Below are 19252 nucleotides of genomic sequence, written 5' to 3'. Positions count from 1 at the left end.
CACCACGGTTCTCTTGTTCCTACACGAACGGAGACAGATGATGGCAATTATTGAAAGAAGGATGCCGTCTGATGTCCTTACTTCGGACGATTTTTGGCCGATGACCGGAAGGTATGGCATAATGACATCGGTGCCCGAATAACTGTTGCCGCAAGGCACCGGCTCAGCATTGAGGTCAGGAAAACGCAAATTCTCGCAGGCCAAATGGAGCGACCCACCATGACCGCCTTTTCCAGAATTTCCTTCGTTGCAGCACTCCTGACTGCCGCAATGCTACCCATGGTGACCAACGCGCAAGATGACCAAACCAAGGTGCTTCCGCTTGCCCAAATCTCCCTGCCTGCTGATGCCAATCTGCGCGTCCACATGCGCCTGGATCCACCCAAATGCGAACTCTCGGGCCACGTCGAATTTCGCGATATACGCGGGGATATTGTCAGACGTTCAAAAGATATCGAACTATCGGAGTTGCGCCAGTTTTCGGTCGTAGACTTTGTGTCAGAGGCTTATGATCAGCCTGAACCCGTGTTCGCCGAATTTGTCGTCGGCAGACTTGAGGTGGCCAGCGGCAAGTCATGCTCGTTCAGCGCATCCGTCCAGGTATTGGGGACTCGCGGTGCCGAGCCTCAAGCGGATATCGAGGACGTCGCCGTCGGACTGGCGACGGCGGTATGCTTCGGTTTATCCGCGGTCACCGGCGGCACGTCTACGGCGCAGTTCGGCGGTTGCGAATTTTAGGTCAAGTCGGACCTTGCCGACGAGACATTGACGTTTTCAACAAGCCGTTTGAAATCGCTCAAGGGAAGTCAGGTGTCTCGCGAAGACGGCGCAAGCTGTCGGCGACACTCACCCATTCCCAAAACTGCCAAACCGGTGGATTGGATTATGTGCCAATCCACCAACATGTTGTTTTTATACAGGATGAATGGTGCCGGTGATAGGCATCCAATCGCTATATCTTGGTAAGCCATCGCGTTCCACATTTTGCATCTCTTATTGAAATTACATAGTTTTATTGTTCCAAGACACTTCACTGTACCCCACCTGATACCATATGTTGAGGGTGGATAGAGAGGTGGATTGAAATGAGCCGCCAGCTGAACAAGCTCAGCGCAGCAACCTTGAGAGCAACCGGCTCCGGCAAGATTGCCGACGGCGGCGGCCTCTGGTTCCACAAGCGCGAGGATGGCGGCGCTCAATGGTTTCTGCGTGTGACCGTACATGGCCGCAGGCGCGAAATGGGTCTAGGGCGGTTCCCCGACGTATCGCTTCGTGAAGCACGCTTAGAGGCGGACAAGTGGCGTGCGGTTGTTCGACAGGGGTTGGACCCCATCAAAGAACGAGAGCGCATCAAGCGCGAAGAAGCCAGTAAGCTTCATATGCTGAAAGATGTGGCCCTTGATGCCTTCGAAAGCCGGAAAGCAGAACTGAAAGGCGATGGGAAAGCTGGTCGCTGGTACTCACCTTTGGAACTGCATGTACTGCCGAAACTCGGCAAGGTTCCAATCGCTGACATAGACCAGAAGGACATTCGGGATACGCTAACACCCATCTGGCATGAGAAAGCAGACACAGCGCGAAAAGCCATGAACCGGTTAAGTATCGTCTTTCGTCAAGCCGCTGCGCTGGGTCTCGATGTGGACCTTCAAGCGACTGACAAGGCCCGTGCGCTGTTGGGCAAACAACGCCACAAGCCGAAGAACATCCCGGCAATGCCTTGGCAGCACGTCCCGGAGTTCTATCGGTCGCTGGATGGCGGCACTTTGGCAGAGCTGGCATTGCGACTGCTGATCCTGACAGTTGTAAGGTCCTACCCTCTTCGAAATATAAATCTGGATCAGATTGACGATGACGTTTGGATAATTCCGGCACAATCAATGAAGGGCCGCCGGGACGCGACCAGCGACTTTCGTGTACCGTTGTCGAGTGAAGCGCTGACTGTCATTGACCAGGCGAAGCCATTTGCAAGAGACGGGTTTCTATTTCCAGGTGTTCGCAAGGGCGTGATATCCGATATGACCATGTCCGGCTTGATGAAACGCCGGGGCTTGATTGAGCGCCCGCATGGATTTCGGAGTTCATTCCGGGACTGGGTCGCTGAAACGCAGGGCGCGCCTCACGATGTAGCTGAAACCTGCTTAGGCCACATTGTAGGTGGGTCCGTCGAACGGGCTTACAAGCGAACCGATTTTTTGGAGCAGAGGCGGGTGCTGATGGAAGCGTGGGGTTCGAATTTAGTTGTTAAAATGACGAAGGCAATTGAAAGCAATGGCTAGGCCCAAACCACCAAAAATAGCGCCCGAGGACATACCGAATCGTCCAGAGGATGAAATCGACCTGTTCTTGAATAGGTTATTGTTTCGAATTCGGAACAATAACTTAGAGGTTGAGAATGGAAAGCTCAATGAAGCTTGGGTCGCGTTTGAAGTTCTCGGTGCTGTATTCCCACTTCTCGAAGCGGGGTTGTCTCATGATGATGCGAAACTGGCATACCCAACTGAGGATTGGAGACAGCAAACGGTCGAGGTTCCAACGGCGCTGATTAAGACTATCGTTGAGGGTTGGAATACTTACCGGGATTCCGCCACTTTGACACTTGGGCAAGGTTTTGGCTTTGAGGCGCTTAACCGGCAAGGCCAGAGTTCGATGAAGAGAATCTCGGAAAAAATCGACCACGACAGAAATTTGGCTGCTCAAGTTGAAATTCGATACCGCCAAATCGGTGACGAGCAGGCTAGCAGTCTGGAAGCGGTCTTAGCCGAAGTCGCAAAAGAATTTAGTGTTTCGCCCAAGACCGTCGAGAGAGCATATAAGCATCACCGCCGTCAGCTTGACGAGAACGTTCGGCTCTTGCAGGCCAATCGCACGATTGCCGACAAAACATCGAGAAGTGCTGAAGTGGATGAGTAACGTCTAGACGCCGAATGTTGTTCCATTCGTGACCATGGAGCAGCATGATGACTTATCTGAACTTAAACCAACTCTCCAGTAAACTTGGCGACCGCTCGAGGTCGTCAATATACCGGGACGTCGAGTCTGGCCGCTTACCCAAACCGGTAAAACTCGGATCTCGCCTTTACTGGAATGAAGCTGATGTAGACGCTGCAATCGAACAGCGCGCCGCAGCATAACGAAAAACCCGCGCCAATGGGGCACATTGGACACGGGCAATTCGTTTTTCAGTCACAGCACAGACTTTGCGAAATGTAGCGTGTTCAGCCCCTCAGCGCAAGACTGAGGACAGAGCATGGAATTGAAATCTCACGAAAAAGAAGGCTTTGAGGCCCTGACAGCGCTAATGGCGTCGGGGCCTGAGGCCATTCTCAATAACGACAACTCGCCACCGTGTGAATTGCTACGTAGCCATCCGATTTTGGCGCGCCACTGGCCCGACTTGGAGCTATTGGCACACGAACTCAACGCGGGGGGGTGAGGCATGATCGCGCAAGACCTGACCCACAACTTAGGCGGCGTTTGGCGCAATGGGCGGGGCTCCGCGCCTTGCCCATGCTGCCAGCCAGAGCGGCGCCGTGACCAGACTGCACTATCGGTTACGGAATCCGGCGGGCGCCTGCTGTTGCATTGCTTCAAGTCCAGCTGTGACTTTCGCGATATCGCTGCGGCGGCCAACGTACCGGCCAGCGCAACCCGCGTAGACCCGGTAGCCCAGCGAGAGGCGGATCAGAAGCGTGCCGAGTATGAGGCCCAGATGCTCAAGCAAGCCCGGGGCATCATGGCGGGTCGTGCGGCGTCAACGACGGCTGAGCGGACAAACCGCTCTTTCGCTGCATCTGCGCCAATGGCCGCTTGGTGTCAGCCATGTTGTGAGGCTGCGACACCCACAAATAGGTTCATTATGTTAATTATAGTCATACTACGAAAGCTGAAGGCGATTTGCGAGAGCCCGAATGGTACGCACAGAAAGTGTCGCGGATGGCGCACCCAAACCGAGGTCTTCAGAGATGAGATGATGAAACTGAAAAGCGGAAGACGTCGCAACGACGCTTGAGCCCTCAACCAAAAGCCGACTTAATTTTGTACAGTCAGCACCTTTTCGCCTCTGACTCCATTTCTAAGTGGCGCTTGACTTAGCGTAAGCCGCTATGGTTGCATTTTCAAATTAGTGAATCGTTTGGATTGCGTTTATGGAAGATCTCACAACCGTTCCGCTAGACGTATTAAGGTCAGTCTTGCAATCACGCGGACGATTAGGTCCCGAAAGTACATTTAGCCTACAATCCATCGAGCATGCAGGCGACGGTTATGTTTACCCTAACTTGGTACCTGGTGGCGGTTCAAAAAAGTCAAATGTTTTTGAAGGAATATCGAGCGGAAGGATCTTTGAAGAGATACAAGCCCGGCAAAAAGCACTGTACGGCGAGGATGATCGCCAAGAAATATATCAGTTGCAGGATGCGCGGGCGAAGGAAAATGCGCGATCCGTTGCAGCTTTAGTTCATGTCAATCATGTCTTTCCCAGCGGCTCAGATGCAGCCGAAGTCTCATCTAAGACGATGGCTGAGAAATTTCAGGAGGCGGGGACACCTCTTTGCGAGAGGGAACCCTTTCAGAACCAACCAGCACCCGCGCTTGGTACTGCATTCCTGATTTCGCGAACCTTACTTGCAACTGCAGGGCACAACTTGGACAGATCCAACTATCATACCCGAAGAGTGATTTTCGATTTTGTTTTGTCGAGTGGTGGTTCAACGAGAACCATGTTTGACAGTTCTGAGATATATGGAATTAAGAACTACATCGACGGGCAAGTTACATCAAATGGCGCAGACTGGGCAATTGTAGAATTAGATCGCCCAGTATTGGATCGTGACCCACTCAAGTTTCGCATGTCCGGCCGTGTGGAGAATGGGGCCGGTCTTTATGTCGTAGGTTGTCCGAGCGGGCTCCCAAAGAAGTTTGCTGGCAATGCGCAAGTTCGCGAAAACACTAAAAACGACTACTTTGTAGCAAACCTTGACACGTATGGAGGTAATTCGGGTTCTCCAGTGTTTAACGCAGGCTCACACGAAGTCGAGGGCATTCTAGTGAGGGGCCAGACTGATTTTGCTCCTTTGGGAGATTGCGTTGCCTCGCTTGTCTGTCCGCTTACTGGTTGTCGAGGTGAAGACTGCAATCGAATGGAGCCTATTGCAGAACACTTTTCAAAAATGAGTTAGCCTGGAGTAAGAACATGGACCAAGTAGCTTACCTTCGCCCTATTGCTGGAGACTTTACCCGCTTTTCGCTTAGCATTACCGACGGAACTTTATCTCTTGATGATGCCGGCGGATTGGAGATCTATGCGCGCAGAAGATCGGATAGCGGTATCTTTCCTGTCTCCGCTGGCGAATCCTTGCAGGTCGACGACATTTTCGCGACTGAGATGTACGTCCTCAATCCGAATGACAGCGGTGGTGTTGCCGAGACTAGGTTCACACATGCCACCTCGGCGGGTTCCGAAGAGTTTAGCCTCACCACAGTTGTAGCAAAGGTCCAAGTCGACTGCGATGCTGACAGAGATGGTAATGTTGGCGACAACGAGGAAGGCAAAGCAAATTGGGTTTGGGGGCCCGAAGGGCGCGGGGCAATCGTACTTGTAGACAATGATCGAGATCCGGCCGGCGGAGCCACAGGCGTGCTAGAAGAAAGAGAACCTCTGGTCATACGCGATACCGGTTTGGAAAGTTTGCCCGATGGGGTTTCGTTGCGGCTGAGGTCCGCACCTGAAGGGGCAATGAAGTTCTCCATTTTTCGCGAAGCCGGTTCGGCTTCCCAAAAGATCATGGGAAAAGACCCTCGTGAGTCGATTCAGTACACCATTGCTGAAACTGCGGACCTGGCTCTGTCAGGTGAGACACTGCTAGTAGCCGCTCATGAATACCCTGGCCCATTTTTCGAGGGTTTGTTAATCATCAATCTCGAGCTGGTACATGCATTCAATGGTGGCGAAAGAGTTTTGGCATCTGATCGCGTCATGTATCGAGTTGCGCCGTGGGTAATGACGCCAAACACACAAGCTGCAGAGCACATTTACACCTGTAAGATTACAAATGGTCCGGACAACAACACGCTCTTCCTAGAGGGCTTACAAAAAGCAACGGCTGCGGAAGGCTTACCATTAGAGATCATTCCGGAGTCGATCAGTCGAGGAGATCGTTGGATTCAAGATGAGATAGAAATTGGTTACAGCCGCAGTCATCGGGGAACTTTACCAGTAGTATTTGATAGTCCTCGCGACCGTGGACTTGACGAGTTTCCCGAGATCAGGCTGCTAGGAACCGACTTTGGTCATTTTGTAATCGGCGGTGGCGTTCCAAACTCCTTAGACTCATTTGGAAACCTTGAAGTGTCTCCTCCCGTCGTTGTTGATGGACAGTCTTATCCATTAGGTCGAGTAGTCGTCGGCGGCAGAAGGAGCGGCGACTATCAGCACTCTTCACGGCAAATGATGGCGGAAATCCGTCAGTTTCTTTATGCTCAAAAGGTCCAGTTCCCATTCGAGATATACACCGATTGGCTTTCTGTAGCACATGTCGACGAAATAGTCTGCTTTGTTCCAAGTAGCAGTGGACAAGGTTTCAAGGTGCTTGTGGCAGACACCGATAGAGTCAAAGAGATCTTGGAAGAATTGTCAGATAAGGGTCATGGATCTGTACTGCTGTTCGAAGGAAAGACTCGACTGGATGGCAGTAGCGCTGAGATTACGGTCGATGACCTTCTTGGAGATACTACGTTCTGGGAAGGAAATGCTGTTTATCAAGACTATATGCGGGCAAACATTGAGATATTAAAGTCTGAACTAGCGGTAACCGATGCCGACATTGTAAGGGTGCCGACTTGTTTCCAAGTTAGTTATGTAAACGGCCAGCTTGAACGAACGCTTGCGTTCTTCCCCGATATGGTAAATCACGTTGTACACAATGACCTGAGTATTGTGCCTAAACCGTACGGCCCGATCGTTGATGGGAAATGCGCGTTCGAAAAGGCCTTTGAGGACTCTCTTCCCGATCGAAGAGTTGTTTTCATCGATGATTGGTATTCATATCATGAGCTGTCAGGTGAGGTACATTGTGGAACCAACGCGAAACGAAAACCCTTCGGGGTCTCGCGCTGGTGGAACGTACTTCCCGAAGGAGGCTTCGACATCAAGACGACCGGATTTCTTGACGATTGACATCAGGCGACGGTTGAACTGTGTTGTCGGAGTTCACCAGCATTGTGTCGGACAAGTGGCCCCTATCGGTTCGTTGAGTAGGTATTGGCAAAAGCCAGTTCCAAAATCTTTTGTGAGATTTTCTGGCCGTTAGCAACTTCACAAGTAACAAAAGTTGGAGCTGGGCCACTCGCCCGCTGCAGGCGTCCAGTTCCAGGGCAGCAAATCATCAAGCCGGTTCATCCTGTGATCTTGGATGCGGCTGAGGACGTCCGTCAGGTATGCTTGTGGGTCCAATCCGTTCATTTTGGCGGTTTCGATGAGGGTCATGGCGCGGGCGAGTGTTTCGCCGCCGGTGTCTGACCCTGCGAATAACCAATTGCGGCGCCCAACGCCGATGGGACGCATAAGCTCAATGCAACCAGATCAGACTGAGGTCGCTTCCTGAACAAGATCAGAAGCCTCAGCACGGTCCTTGGCAAATCCAACCAAAGCCGCGGCCACTTCACGCATGACCTCCGATCCTTCGTCATAGTTTGGCTGGAATTCATGCCCGCACTCCATCGTGAAGCCAAGGACTTTGCTTTTTGTCGGATCGGTATGATGGCGGCTGAGTGCATAATCGTCGCTGGCCCCGGAGGTGGCGTATAGCGAGTAGGCTTGGCCGACGGCGTATCGGTCGCCTCGAACCTTCTCGATCTCGCGTGCCATCAAGGTTGAAAGCCGCTCAAGCTCAACCGCGTCATCCGCTTCAATGAACTCGCCATAAGTGTCGCCCGGAAGGCCCCGCGCCCCGTCATGGTCTGCGTTCAAGAAGTTGAGACCCGGCTCAGCCGATTGATTCTCGTCCAGACCCCAGCCATGAAAAACCGCAGGGATCGCGCTATGGATGTCCAAATACCATTGTGTCTGTGCAAAGTGATCCAATAGCCAGACGATGTTGCGCGTCTCCGGCTCTGACGCGGGCGACGGACCGACGTAGATTTGTGGATCGCAAGGGTTGTCAGACGCGCTGACGGAGTTTGGCGCAAACTTCGTGCGAAAGTCCCAGGCGACATCGAAGTTGCGGTTCAGGTCCACGCCGCGGCAAACCCCACCGCCCGCAAGCGGGTTGACTGAACGGTTCTTGCGCCACAAGGGTTCGGTCGTTTGGCTATAGGCACGACCGTCCGGGTTGGCACAAGGCAAGAAAACTAGCTGCAAGTTGCGGAAGATGGTCTCGATATCGTCGGTGGTGAAGCTTGCTCCGCCATACCGCAGCCCGGTGCCGGTCTTACGCGCCTCCAGCAGATCAGCGGCGCAGTAGAGGACCGCATCTGGCGGGATCCATTCGCGCGCATGGACGCCGCCAATGAAAATCGCAGTTGGTCTTTCGTCGCCGCGCGTGTTCCCGATGCTCAATCCGACAATCTCGCGGTTTTCGACGCTGCGTTCAGGAAGACGGATCAAGTCGCAAAAGTCAGGGTAAGTCTGCGCCAAGGCTTCGACACCGGTCGCCAGCTCATCGACATTCAAATACGTCATCGTCCTACTCCTTGATCCCGAACCCGCTGGGGACTGCGTTGATGAACCGGTTGCCCGCTTTAAAAAGACTAAGACGCGTGTCCGCAGAGGGCAGCGCACCCAGGTCTTCCACAGTGATACCTCCGAAACGCCACGCCATAATGCGGGGCATTTCACTGTCCTCAGAAAGCACTACCGTCTCGTAGCGCCCTTCCCGCAGCACCGCAGCGGGACGGCACCCCAAATCCACCTCGAACTCTTCGAGAAACGCGCGCAGTTCTGGAATCGAGGATCCACTTACCTTCAATCTATGTGTCATATGCTTTTCCAATCACTTGATAGTTATCGTCTCGTCAATCCAGTCGCGCACGGCTGAAATACGAGAAAAAATGTTGTGCTTGTTTGGTCGGCCACACCCATGTCCCCAGGACGATAGACCGATTAGGATCGGCTCTCTGCTATTTTCGTTTACCGCGGTAGCGCCACCGCCCGAAGAGACGTGACAGGGGGCAAAACCTTCTGGACTATGATCGGCGCAAACCATCGCTTCCGTGACACTTCCGTCATAGCTTTCAGATTTGTTGCACTCTTGATTGGACACCAAAGGCAACGACAATTTTTGCATGACGCTGGGGACAGATCCACCTTCCGTCAAAGCGGTCCATCCGGTGAACGTGATTGGTGACTGCGCGGATACGGTCCAGTCAGAAGGTGCTAAGCTTATTGGCTTAGCATTCGACAATGGCTGTTGAAGGCGCAAAAGCGCAACATCGTAGTCAAACGTCGCTGTGTCATTCTTCGGGTGGACAATGACATCATCTACCTTGGATACTTGACCACTTCTAATCGTATCAATTGCTCCTGCTATTACCCTTATCTTGCTTCCATCTAGATTAGGAGAGAAGTTATTAACGCAATGTGCGGCCGTTATCACCCAATTCTCAGCGATGAGGACTCCGTTGCAGTACGGAACACGTTCACCATTCTGAGCCAATGCTACGGCCCAAGGAGCTTCCAATATACTTTGAACCGGCCGCAAGCCTTGATCAATCGGCTGTACTCCCAATAATCTTGGAACGATGACTTTGTCAGGGTTCTCTCTTTGCTCGTTGGCGATCTTACTCAATTCATCTGTGTTCAATGATGTCAGCACCCCTGCTTGAGCGAGAAAGAGTAGCGTCGTCGCACGGTCCAACGGCTCGGGCCGGTTGGAAAGCTCCCGGTCAAGTATCTCATATTGAAAGGCGCGCTCCGCGGCCTCGGCTGAAATCTGAGCGTCTGTTTCCTTGCGTCCGACATCAAAGATAAAACCGGCACTCAGCGTGATCACCGTAGCAAGCGCTGCATAGATCGGGCCGCGAAAGGCTTTCCTTCGCTCGACGTCCAGCTGCCCCATTGCCAGTTCGTGCGCCCGTTTGGCGTTCTCTTCTTCCAAGAGCCCCTTGGCGAACGCCTCTCGAATGGACTCTGGTATGTCTTTGTTCTTCAGCAGTTTCTCTTGGCTCTCGTCCATCACTTTTGCCTCCGTGATGCAAGCCGTTGCAAGGGCCGATGCCCCGCCGCCTTGGCAGGGCACCGCAATCCCTTGATCGCGGAGTGCATCAATTGGACAGCGTTTCGTCGACCCAATCGCTGATTTCGGTTGCGCGGGTATAGACGCCGTATTTCAATCGGCGGGCGCAGCCGTGGCCCCAACTCACAACTCCCACAAGCGTGATCACGCCGCCCACATCGCCCACCACGGGGCCACCGCTATCGCCTTGGCAGGCGTCTCGCCCACCATCACGAAAGCCCGCGCAGAACATCGCTTGGGTAATGGCTCCATCATAGCTTTCCGGCTGGTTGCAGGTCGGCGTGTCCACAACGGGCACATCAACCATCAACAGAGTATCGGAACCGGGTCCTCCTTCCGACGTTGCGCCCCAACCGCTGACCCGTACATTCACGCCCGTCGCAAGGTCGCCGTCCGTCGCGATCACCGGAACGATGTCGCCCATAGTGGCCGCAGTCTCCAACCGCAGCAGTGACGCGTCAAAGTCCAGATTGCTGCCAGCCCAGTCAGGGTGGTTGATGATCTCGACAACGCCGATCTGCTCGCCGCCGCTGGCGTATTCCAGCGTTCCCAAGACAACATCGACCTTGCCTGGATCATTGCCGACAAAGAAGTTGTCAACGCAATGCGCTGCTGTAAGTACCCATTCCGGTGCGATTAACGAGCCACCACAGAACTGAGAGCGCGTGCCGTCGTCGACCAAGGCCACTTGATACGGCGTCACGTCGATGCTCGGCACCGGGGTGCCGCCAACGATAAGCGGGCTGGCGCCGGGCCCGGCTCCGTCCTCGGCCCAGCCCGACCCTGCGCATGCAAGGCCCAGCGCCGCGGCAATCGTGGAACATTTTGAAATAAACTTCATAACTTTACTCCCTTGGTGTGCGCCTTGGGGCTCCTCCCCTCGGCTAAAATCCTTAAGCTGTGCGGCTCAGGCCTGCAGTCTCCAGCGCTGCAATAAGCGCATCTGCGTTTTCACCCATCTCCAATGCCAGGTTGACCGCGGCGCCGGCATCCACACAGCCATAGCCAAATTTTGGCGAGTGCCCGTTTTCGTAATCGCTGTCTTGGCCGATCTGCCGCGCAGTGACGCGTAGTACATCGCGGACCTCCACGGCGCGAAGATCGGGGTTTGCATCCAACACCAGCGCCACCACGCCCGAGACAAGCGGGCAGGAGGCAGAGGTGCCACTTGGCCCGTTCACGACGTAGTCCCCCGGCGCATAGCCTAGGCTGTGTACGATGCCATTTGCATCCGTGAACGTGCCTCCGGCATCCGAGGACGTGATGTTTCGCGCCCCAAGACCACCGCCGGACGGGGCACATAGCGCAATCTCGCGACCGCGGTCGGAGCTTCGCCAAAACGTGTCCTTGCTGGTCGACCCAGAAATCGCCATGACATCGGGGTGGGTCGCGTAGCCGTTCAGTGTTGAACCATCAGTTGCGTTGATATCATGGCCCAAATTCCCTGCGGCGAAGACGATCACCGAACCTTTTCCGTCGCGTCCGTTGTTAGCACAATCCGAGATTGCAGCTTCGACTTCAGGAGGAAGCGGATAGACAAGAGGTGTTGCTTTCCAACTGCAGCTGACGACCCACGCCCCGTTTTCCTTCATATGGGTAAAGCAACGTACAACGCTGTTTGGGCTAAGATCCGCGGCCATTCGAACTGGCATAAGTCGCGCATTTGGCGCGATTCCAACAATGTCGCCACCATCGACGCGTCCAAGGGCAAGCCCGGTGCAAAACGTACCGTGCCAGTCACCGTCTTCTGGATGTACGGGGTCGAAGTGCGGCTGGACATTGCTTGAGTTGCTATTGACGTCCCAAGGCGCCACCGCTTTAGCGGACAAGTCCGGGTGGTTCAGGTCAAACCCATCATCAATCACTCCGATGATCGGTGCGTCACTACCAAATCCGCCCAATGCCTCCCATGCCTTAACCGCACGGATATCAGCCCCCGCTTTCAAACCGAAGGTCGAACCAGTGTTTCTTAAATGCCACTGCTGCACAAAAAGGTCGTCAAGAGGAGTAGACGCCAACAGTTCCCGATAAGTGACAAAGTCTGGAACCGCTGTCTCAACGATCTCCTCCTCTTGCAGCACAACTGACAGCTCTACGGGGTCTGGCAGGCCCTCTCGGGCTACCTTCACTCCACCGCCTAACGCATCCCTAAGTACCGTCAGGTTGTGCCGCTCAAGCACAGCGTTTATTTCCCGATCCGGCACGTGCGGATGAAACCGAAGATATAGCGGGCCTTCTGGTATGAAGGGCACCTCGTCATCTGACGTATGATAGGCTGGCACAGTTCGCTGGACCGCATTCTGGGCCTGCAGCCTCGGCTGCTCCTTGGCGATCGAAGTTTCCTCGCCGTTAATCTGCACAAGCTCAAACCTGCCAAGACGTCCGCGTCGTTGTCCTAGTGATTGCCGCTCAAGACCTGAAATGGCAAAGCCCATGGCGCGCGATTGGCCCGGAGCGGCGCTTACTCCCAAAAAGGTATCACTTCGGCGGAACCTATAGGATCTTTCTCTAAAGCCTATTGAGTATTCAGACATCTATTATCTCGAGCACAAATTTGGATATCAAAACACAGACAAACTCACGTATCGAAATCCATAAATCAATCTCGCCAATCGTAAGGCCAAAAATCATAGCTGGTCAAAGAAAAAACTCGGACAAAGCTTAACGGCGCGCCTCGGCACTAACTCAAGACCAGAGTAAACGGACGTTAGCTGCTCCGCATCCGAAGAGAAATTTGGGCTCATCGGTCATCTGACGATTTCGCTCAGACCTTCCCTACGCTGGCAAGGTCGGAAGTGCCGGACAGTGGCCGACTCAGCCGTGCTTGCCCCGAAGTCGGCTTTCGGAAAATCCGGCCAAAACGGTCGATACTGGTGAAAAACTCGGCCAAATTAGGCGAGGCCGTGGGTCTCCGCAAAAGGGTCCCAGTCTTTGTTCTGATGCCAATCGTATTCGCTCCACATCGCGACCATTTCGGCAGTCTCGCGGCCATGCATCAGCGCAATAGCTCCCAGAGCCATATCCATCCCGGCAGAGACGCCGGACGAGGTGATGAACTTGCCGTCTTCGACCCACCGGGCTTGCTTTATCCAATCTACCTTCGGGTATTGATCAGCGATCCTGGTGAATGCCGCCTTGTTCGTCGTTGCGCGTCGTCCATCCAAAACACCCGCGCCCGCGAGAAGCAGGCTGCCGGTGCAAACGCTCAAGACGTACTCCGCCGGTTCCGACACGGTTTTGATCCAGTCCAAAAGAGCCGTATTGCTCACTTCGCGGCGCGTTCCCATGCCTCCGGGAACAAACAGGACTTCAAAGTGATTGGCGTCTTGCATCGTTGCGTCCGGATTGGCGCGTACCTGCTGGTTGCTTTCGACGGGAACTGAAGTCTCAGCAACAAGTTGGAGGTCAAAGTCATCTTTGAGTAGCCCGAACATCTCAAGTGGCCCAAACAGGTCAAGCAACTCGAAACCTGGAAAGATAAGCGCCCCGACACGTCGCATGGCTTAGCCCCTTCGATCAGTTCAATTCGACCGCAACGTAGCGCTGCTCAGATGCTTGCTCCACCTGTAAATGGCTGATTCACTTGCCCTACCTAAGCAGCAAAAGTGGACATTTATCATTGCGGTAAAAGTACAGATTTGATTAGTCAGCTTAGCTAACCAATCACCTGCAATACACGGCCCTTCTGAGCCGAGACTTTACAGCCGATGTCTCAAGGTGCCGAAATCTGCTGTCTGGACACCGCGCACTACCCAGGGCGTTGCTTACTGGTCTTCTTTGTCAACCGGATTGAAAACAATGAAGAACTGATGCGCACAGTAAGCCGCTATTGCGCCGAACAGAACAGCCCAGAACGGGTTGCCATTCGCCAGCTCCACAATCGCCCATAAAACACATGCGGTAACAACAAGAGCCCGCCGCCAGACCGGTATGAAGAAAGCCGACTGGACGTTGAATACATCAAGCAACGAGCGACGATTCTTTGCCATTCTAGCCTCCTGTCTACCTGCTTACGGCTTGTGGTCTAACAGGGGAAGCCGGAGGACACGATCGTGCCCGCGCCTCGGACCTGATTTCCGCCAGCTTATGCAGAGGCGGCGATGAGAAGCACGAAAAACATGCTTTCGGGCGGGAGATAACGGGCAACCTTTCGGCTGATGATAACCATGGACACTCTCAACATTCTCACAAGGTGGGTGCTGGCGTTAAAGCCGCAATAGGGTAGTGCGCGCAAGCACTTTTTTGTTCACAAATGTTCCCTCATTTCTGTTGCTCAATATGGGGTAATATGATACCTTCCTGCATAACAAAATTAGGGGCAGAAAGTGGAAAGTGGGCAGGACAATAAGCAGGACGTCAAAGCGAAGGCAGAACGGCTTTCACCGGTCGATGAGCTTGGCCCGGATGAGCTTGAAGAACTGGCCGGGGATGCTGCGGCTCTGATCCACAGCGGCCACGTTCAATACTGGCGAGCCAATGACACCACGGCTGTATTCACACTGAGTGTTTTGGAGAACGTCTGGCAAATGCAGGTGTTCTTTGCGGGCGCAGTTGATGATGAAAACTGGTGCCCGGACGAAGAGTTGAAAACCGCTCTGAGCGCTTTCTGGGACTCTGAGAAACCCGAGTACATCACAACCGTTACACCCACCACATGGCCCAATCTATGGTTGATGCAAATGGTTGGGTTTCGGCAGATTGGCACGATGCCTCTACCTGATGGACCGGCAATAACATGCGGGTGGGTCGAAGCTGTGGCCGAGGTCAATGCCGCGAACAATGAAGCTGCACGCCTGTGTGCCATATCCGAGGCGGCAGGGCAGAACCCTTGCCCCGCTGACAAGGATTTTGAAGTACGGGTGATTGAACCTGCCTATGACCGTCTGACGGCCATCGAGGATGAAATCACCGACCTTGAAGCCCGTTGCGGCGAGGATCTGGCCGTGAAGGTCGCAGTTACCCACCGCGTGCGCGGCGTCTGGTGCGATGTCCAGATAGACGGCTTGGTTTCTGACGCAAACAAGCTGCTTGAGCGCGCCTGAGAAAGGAGACACTCCCATGAAGAACATGAACCGCCGCACTACCCTGACGGCCCTGTGTGCCGCCCCTGCGGCCTCTTTGCCCGCACTGGCTGCAACCACGACTGACCCCCACCGGGCTTGGCTGGAACAATGGCGCCACGCAAAGGTGATGTGGGAGAGCCAGCCCGAGGACACCCCGGAGGCCTATCAGTGGGAGGTTCGCTTTGATGAACTGGAAATGAAGCTCATGACCAACCGGGCAGAAACACCCGATGGCATCGCCGCTCAAATCGAGTTCGCCATCGAGAACAACGTCGTCGGACAGGAATACGCAGGCGGGAACTACGGCATTGACCGGGTTATGTTCGAGCGGATCGCGGAAACGCTGAGAGCGTGACACCACCCTGCAGTGTTAGCAGCACAGACCGGCCCCAATCGCAGGGCCGGTCTCTCCTGTTAATACAGGGATTTACAGGTGGGCCGAACGTGAATTTGGTTTTATGACAACGGCAGAAGGCTGGATTCGCCGTTTCCTAGTAGCACAGTGTCATTATGCCTGTCGGGCCATTACACACGAGGACGCACGAAGAAAGAAAGTCTCGACCGATTAGGCCATCGATGCCTTGAGGCCGCAGTGTTGTTTCCATGACAGGTATCGCCTCTATGAACATCGGCGACACTCCCGGTGTTCCGTTAGGGACGATAAGACAGACGTCGTATTGGGGGCATGAATGAGGTTGTCCGTTAGTTGATGGTGTTTGAATCATCACAGCGCCAGTTGGCGTCAGATCAAGTGGTGCAACAAGCCCGGGATCAACACAAGTTCCTGAAGCGCCAGTGTCAATCAAGAAGGTTCCAAGTACAGGGGTTGGCGGGGTCTTGCCTTGCCTCTTTAACGCATCCTGGTGAGGACCGCTGAGACCAACCATGACCTGCAAAAGGGGGCCTGTCGCCCCGAAACTCAACGTTATGCTTGGCATCCGATGGCGAAGTCGCGAGTAAAAAATGCAACATGTTCCGATGAAGCAATACGTTTTACCAAGAATACTCCATCATCGAACCTCTCATACCCCGCCTTGAGAGCATCTTGGTAGGCGTCAAAGAAATCAATGACTTCCGCATCTTTGATGAGAACGAACTTCCCATCGTGAGCAAGTAGCTCAGAGAGCTTTTCGTTGTACGTTTTAATTTCGACCTCAAGAGGCGTCGCCATGTCGAGCATCTCCCCCAAAAGCGCTAAGCGTAAGTATGAGCCGCATAAGCGCGTGTTCCTACAAATGATAGCACTATGTGTTAACAAGATGGCAATTTTTCCATTGATACAAAAAATATTGTGAAATACCTCTAGATGTTGCGTTGTAACGCGTGTGAGCCAGTATCTGTCTTGTTGGCGATTAATTGCCGAATACCCGTGTGAATCCTACATTCTTACCCGACCTTCCCCCCCAACATAGGGGGGTGGATCGTGTTTCCCTACCCCAAGTACTTCCGCGCCAAGGACATGGGAGAGGCACATCTCAGCAACTGGGCGCCCCTATTCCCTGCTTAACCTCACCCCCACACCCCCGCCGTTTTCAGGGATGAACTCTACACCGGCGTTCTCAAGCGCTGTGCATATGGCCGATACCGCCGCAGCGGACGCAGCAACGCGTCCGGCGCCTTCCGCCCTCTTAACGGTCGGAACCGATACCCCTGCCGCCTCTGCGACCTGAGCTTGTGTCCAGCCAATCAGGACGCGCGCCGCCTGAATCTGATTTCCTATCATACTGCCCTTGATCCTTTGGGATCATTCCCCACATTGATCCGATGGGATCATACCTCTTTGAACCGTAGAAACAAACAGCAACAAACTCTCAGCAGGATGAAACCTGATGAATTGCTATGCACATAACCGCCATTGGTCGGATCAGTTCCTACCCGAGATCAAACGCATCATCGGCACTCACATCCTTCGGGCCGCTCCTGATCCCCTCGACCACTTCCAAGCAACCGACCTCGTGATGCTGGACGCCAGGGACATGCGCATTGCAGCGAGAGTGAGGCGCTACGGCTATGCAGAGCGTTACCCCCATCAGTTCACCATCCGCGCCAAGGTGCCCTCTGGGGCCGAAACCGAGCTGTCCAAGATTGTGAACGGCAACGGTGACTGGCTGTTCTATGGCCACGCTGGACCGGATGGGCAATCGCTCAATAGTTGGCAACTCATTGACCTGAGAGCGTTTCGGGCTGCGTTGATCCGGCACGGCTCCAATGGCACGTTCATCCGCATGGGCGACAAGCAGAACCCGGACGGGACTTGCTTCAAGTGGTTCGACACCCGCTCATTCCCCCAATGCCCGCCTTTGGTGCTGGCTCGCGGGTAGCTAGCAAGCAAGTTTAACACTGTGTGAACGACGCGTTTTTGTTGAATTCAACTCTGTTCAGGTAAACTGTTTCCAAATCTATGATAATTCAAGAATACCGGTTGAAGGGTGGGAAACATGACAAACAGTGTAGGTATTGAACTTAGCATCGACCAAAACAAATGGGCTGAGTGGTCTATGCGCCCAAAGTCGGAAAAACCTAAACCGATCCACTTAGCTTCCGCATTGGTTTGCGTACTGTCCGCAATTGTGACGACGATGCCCACCGTCATTTGAACCCAGACGATAATGAGAAAGTTCCGCCGCACTCGTTCTCCTCGTCTGCGAGGTGATGAAGGTTGCTGGCCATGCGCCCCAAGCGTACACTTCTTTGGGATTAGTTACCTCATAGTACGCCATGCCTGACCAGTTTCATAAGGCAAGTGGCTCATTCGCCCATGCGACAATTGCAAAACGAGGTCGCGTATACGTTGGGAGTGTGGAGATTCACTCTTCTGACAATGGGGAAAGTCAATGCTACGGCCCGCAGGGAGCTACGACCCTTGACGCATTGAAGCGCTGGGTGGAAAGCGTTGGGGCAGTTCATGGATTTACACTTGCCGACGTAGTAATGGAATACGACGAATAGTAGAGCCTGCGTTCCGAATGTCTTGAGGTACGCGCGGACAGCCGGACTTCGGTAAATTTGCAGTTCTGTTCTGAATATGCTTCCGCTCAAGGAGACAGCAATGAGCGAAACAGATATCTATCGAAAACAGCGAATGGGTGGATTGATCGGAAAGGGGCGGCGAACGGCCCTGGTAATTGTCGACTTTGTAAACGGCTTCATTGATCCAAATATCTTCGGTGGTGGAAATACTCTTGAAGCTGCCGAAGCTACGGTTCCGGTGCTCAAGGCATTTCGCGAGCGACAACTGCCTGTTGTGTTTACTCGCATTGTATATGCCGATGACGGCTCTGACGCAGGCGTCTGGTGCGAGAAGGCTCCAAGGCTCCGTGAGCTAACTGAGTCTAACCCTGCAAGCCACGTTATCGACATCTTGAAACCGCTGGGTGGTGAAATCGTCATTCGCAAAACTCAGCCGTCAGCTTTCTTTGACACAGCCCTTGGCTCGCTTCTGCGAAGCAAAAACGTCGATGCGCTCGCGGTTGTGGGAGCGACTACGAGCGGATGTGTTCGCGCAACCGTGGTCGATGCAATTAGCGCGAATTTCCGACCCACCGTGATCGCCGATTGCGTTGGGGACCGCGCTACGGGTCCGCACGAGGCAAATCTTTTCGATATGCATCAGAAATACGCGAACCTGATTAAATCTGACGAGCTAGACAGCATCTTCGCGTAGCGACCGTTGGTTGGCGCCGACACTCCCATGCCTGACGCCCTTCGGAAGATTGCTGGCAGCGCCTGCGAAAAAGCCAGCCGTGGCCAGAACATGCTGCATGACCGATGCAAGGCACAGTTCTTATGGCTCGAAGCGGGACTAAGGAGGGGCTGCCATGATCGTTGCGTGCAGGCCTCAATCCATTGCCCTGAGAGAAGATGAGGCCAGCGTCTAAATTCCGCTGGCCCCAAGAGGGTCTGTCGAGTGAGTGACCGTGATGTACCCGGTTTGCCGTGTCGCACAGTCGGGTGAAATTG

The 19252-nt window shown here is 53.9% G+C and carries 20 protein-coding genes and 1 pseudogene; 11 read left to right on the top strand and 10 right to left on the bottom strand.

Features of this window, described 5'->3' with window-relative positions; genetic code table 11:
• Positions 1-219 precede the first annotated feature (219 nt).
• The 7 genes from GOX53_RS23365 (at position 220) to GOX53_RS23340 (ending at position 7174) form a co-directional block, all read left to right on the top strand.
• Entirely contained in the window at positions 220-738 is a 519-nt protein-coding gene (locus GOX53_RS23365; protein WP_171180687.1) for a hypothetical protein, read from the top strand.
• 347 nt (positions 739-1085) lie between these two features.
• A complete protein-coding gene (locus GOX53_RS23360; RefSeq protein WP_171180685.1) occupies positions 1086-2276 on the top strand; it encodes a site-specific integrase in 1191 nt (396 codons plus the stop codon).
• Positions 2269-2910 carry a hypothetical protein gene (locus GOX53_RS23355; protein ID WP_171180683.1) on the top strand — a complete coding sequence of 214 codons (642 nt, stop codon included), beginning with the start codon at positions 2269-2271 and terminating at the stop codon, positions 2908-2910. The genes GOX53_RS23360 and GOX53_RS23355 overlap by 8 nt, the downstream gene beginning before the upstream one ends.
• Positions 2911-2954: 44 nt before the next feature.
• Positions 2955-3131 (top strand): helix-turn-helix transcriptional regulator, encoded by a 177-nt coding sequence (locus GOX53_RS23350; protein ID WP_371810417.1) that lies wholly within the window; start codon positions 2955-2957, stop codon positions 3129-3131.
• A 116-nt stretch (positions 3132-3247) separates the two neighbouring features.
• Positions 3248-3433 carry a hypothetical protein gene (locus GOX53_RS29590; RefSeq protein WP_217351894.1) on the top strand — a complete coding sequence of 62 codons (186 nt, stop codon included), beginning with the start codon at positions 3248-3250 and terminating at the stop codon, positions 3431-3433.
• Positions 3434-4145: 712 nt separating this feature from the next.
• A complete protein-coding gene (locus GOX53_RS23345) occupies positions 4146-5177 on the top strand; it encodes a serine protease (protein ID WP_171180679.1) in 1032 nt (343 codons plus the stop codon).
• Positions 5178-5191: 14 nt separating this feature from the next.
• Positions 5192-7174 carry a protein-arginine deiminase family protein gene (locus GOX53_RS23340; RefSeq protein WP_171180677.1) on the top strand — a complete coding sequence of 661 codons (1983 nt, stop codon included), beginning with the start codon at positions 5192-5194 and terminating at the stop codon, positions 7172-7174.
• A gap of 138 nt (positions 7175-7312) precedes the next feature.
• On the opposite strand, the pseudogene GOX53_RS23335 reads toward GOX53_RS23340, so the two are convergent.
• The 8 genes and pseudogenes from GOX53_RS23335 to GOX53_RS23300 form a co-directional block, all read right to left on the bottom strand.
• A pseudogene (locus GOX53_RS23335) lies at positions 7313-7561 on the bottom strand (transposase domain-containing protein); the annotation flags it as partial.
• An 18-nt stretch (positions 7562-7579) separates the two neighbouring features.
• Positions 7580-8677, bottom strand: a complete 1098-nt coding sequence (locus GOX53_RS23330) for a M14 family metallopeptidase (RefSeq protein WP_171180675.1) — start codon at positions 8675-8677, stop codon at positions 7580-7582.
• 4 nt (positions 8678-8681) lie between these two features.
• Positions 8682-8975 (bottom strand): hypothetical protein, encoded by a 294-nt coding sequence (locus tag GOX53_RS23325; RefSeq protein WP_171180673.1) that lies wholly within the window; start codon positions 8973-8975, stop codon positions 8682-8684.
• Positions 8976-8987: 12 nt separating this feature from the next.
• Positions 8988-10169, bottom strand: a complete 1182-nt coding sequence (locus GOX53_RS23320) for a serine protease (RefSeq protein ID WP_171180671.1) — start codon at positions 10167-10169, stop codon at positions 8988-8990.
• Between the two features lie 88 nt (positions 10170-10257).
• Positions 10258-11070 (bottom strand): serine protease, encoded by an 813-nt coding sequence (locus GOX53_RS23315; RefSeq protein WP_171180669.1) that lies wholly within the window; start codon positions 11068-11070, stop codon positions 10258-10260.
• Positions 11071-11122: 52 nt separating this feature from the next.
• Positions 11123-12664 carry a S8 family serine peptidase gene (locus tag GOX53_RS23310; RefSeq protein ID WP_171180668.1) on the bottom strand — a complete coding sequence of 514 codons (1542 nt, stop codon included), beginning with the start codon at positions 12662-12664 and terminating at the stop codon, positions 11123-11125.
• Between the two features lie 456 nt (positions 12665-13120).
• Positions 13121-13729, bottom strand: coding sequence for a DJ-1/PfpI family protein (locus GOX53_RS23305; protein WP_171180666.1), 609 nt, complete (start codon positions 13727-13729; stop codon positions 13121-13123).
• A gap of 264 nt (positions 13730-13993) precedes the next feature.
• Positions 13994-14218 carry a hypothetical protein gene (locus GOX53_RS23300; protein WP_254446717.1) on the bottom strand — a complete coding sequence of 75 codons (225 nt, stop codon included), beginning with the start codon at positions 14216-14218 and terminating at the stop codon, positions 13994-13996.
• A 336-nt stretch (positions 14219-14554) separates the two neighbouring features.
• Here GOX53_RS23300 and GOX53_RS23295 point away from each other — a divergent pair, with 336 nt between their 5' ends.
• Both GOX53_RS23295 and GOX53_RS23290 read left to right on the top strand, forming a co-directional pair.
• Positions 14555-15271 (top strand): hypothetical protein, encoded by a 717-nt coding sequence (locus GOX53_RS23295; RefSeq protein ID WP_171180664.1) that lies wholly within the window; start codon positions 14555-14557, stop codon positions 15269-15271.
• A gap of 16 nt (positions 15272-15287) precedes the next feature.
• The gene (locus GOX53_RS23290; protein ID WP_171180662.1) at positions 15288-15647 is read left to right on the top strand and encodes a hypothetical protein; all 360 of its coding nucleotides are present in this window, start codon (positions 15288-15290) and stop codon (positions 15645-15647) included.
• A gap of 570 nt (positions 15648-16217) precedes the next feature.
• Here GOX53_RS23290 and GOX53_RS23285 read toward each other — a convergent pair.
• Complete coding sequence (locus GOX53_RS23285; protein ID WP_171180660.1) at positions 16218-16463, bottom strand: hypothetical protein; 246 nt, start codon at positions 16461-16463, stop codon at positions 16218-16220.
• Between the two features lie 321 nt (positions 16464-16784).
• A complete protein-coding gene (locus tag GOX53_RS23280) occupies positions 16785-17015 on the bottom strand; it encodes a helix-turn-helix transcriptional regulator (protein WP_171180658.1) in 231 nt (76 codons plus the stop codon).
• Positions 17016-17121: 106 nt separating this feature from the next.
• Here GOX53_RS23280 and GOX53_RS23275 point away from each other — a divergent pair, with 106 nt between their 5' ends.
• Both GOX53_RS23275 and GOX53_RS23270 read left to right on the top strand, forming a co-directional pair.
• Positions 17122-17613 carry a hypothetical protein gene (locus tag GOX53_RS23275; RefSeq protein WP_171180656.1) on the top strand — a complete coding sequence of 164 codons (492 nt, stop codon included), beginning with the start codon at positions 17122-17124 and terminating at the stop codon, positions 17611-17613.
• A gap of 728 nt (positions 17614-18341) precedes the next feature.
• Positions 18342-18956, top strand: coding sequence for an isochorismatase family protein (locus GOX53_RS23270; RefSeq protein ID WP_171180655.1), 615 nt, complete (start codon positions 18342-18344; stop codon positions 18954-18956).
• Positions 18957-19252: the final 296 nt, after the last annotated feature.

The sequence above is a fragment of the Ruegeria sp. HKCCD8929 genome, from assembly GCF_013031405.1.
Classification (GTDB): domain Bacteria; phylum Pseudomonadota; class Alphaproteobacteria; order Rhodobacterales; family Rhodobacteraceae; genus Ruegeria.
Note: the sequence above shows the minus strand (reverse complement) of the source record. Positions and strands in the feature narration are given on the sequence as shown.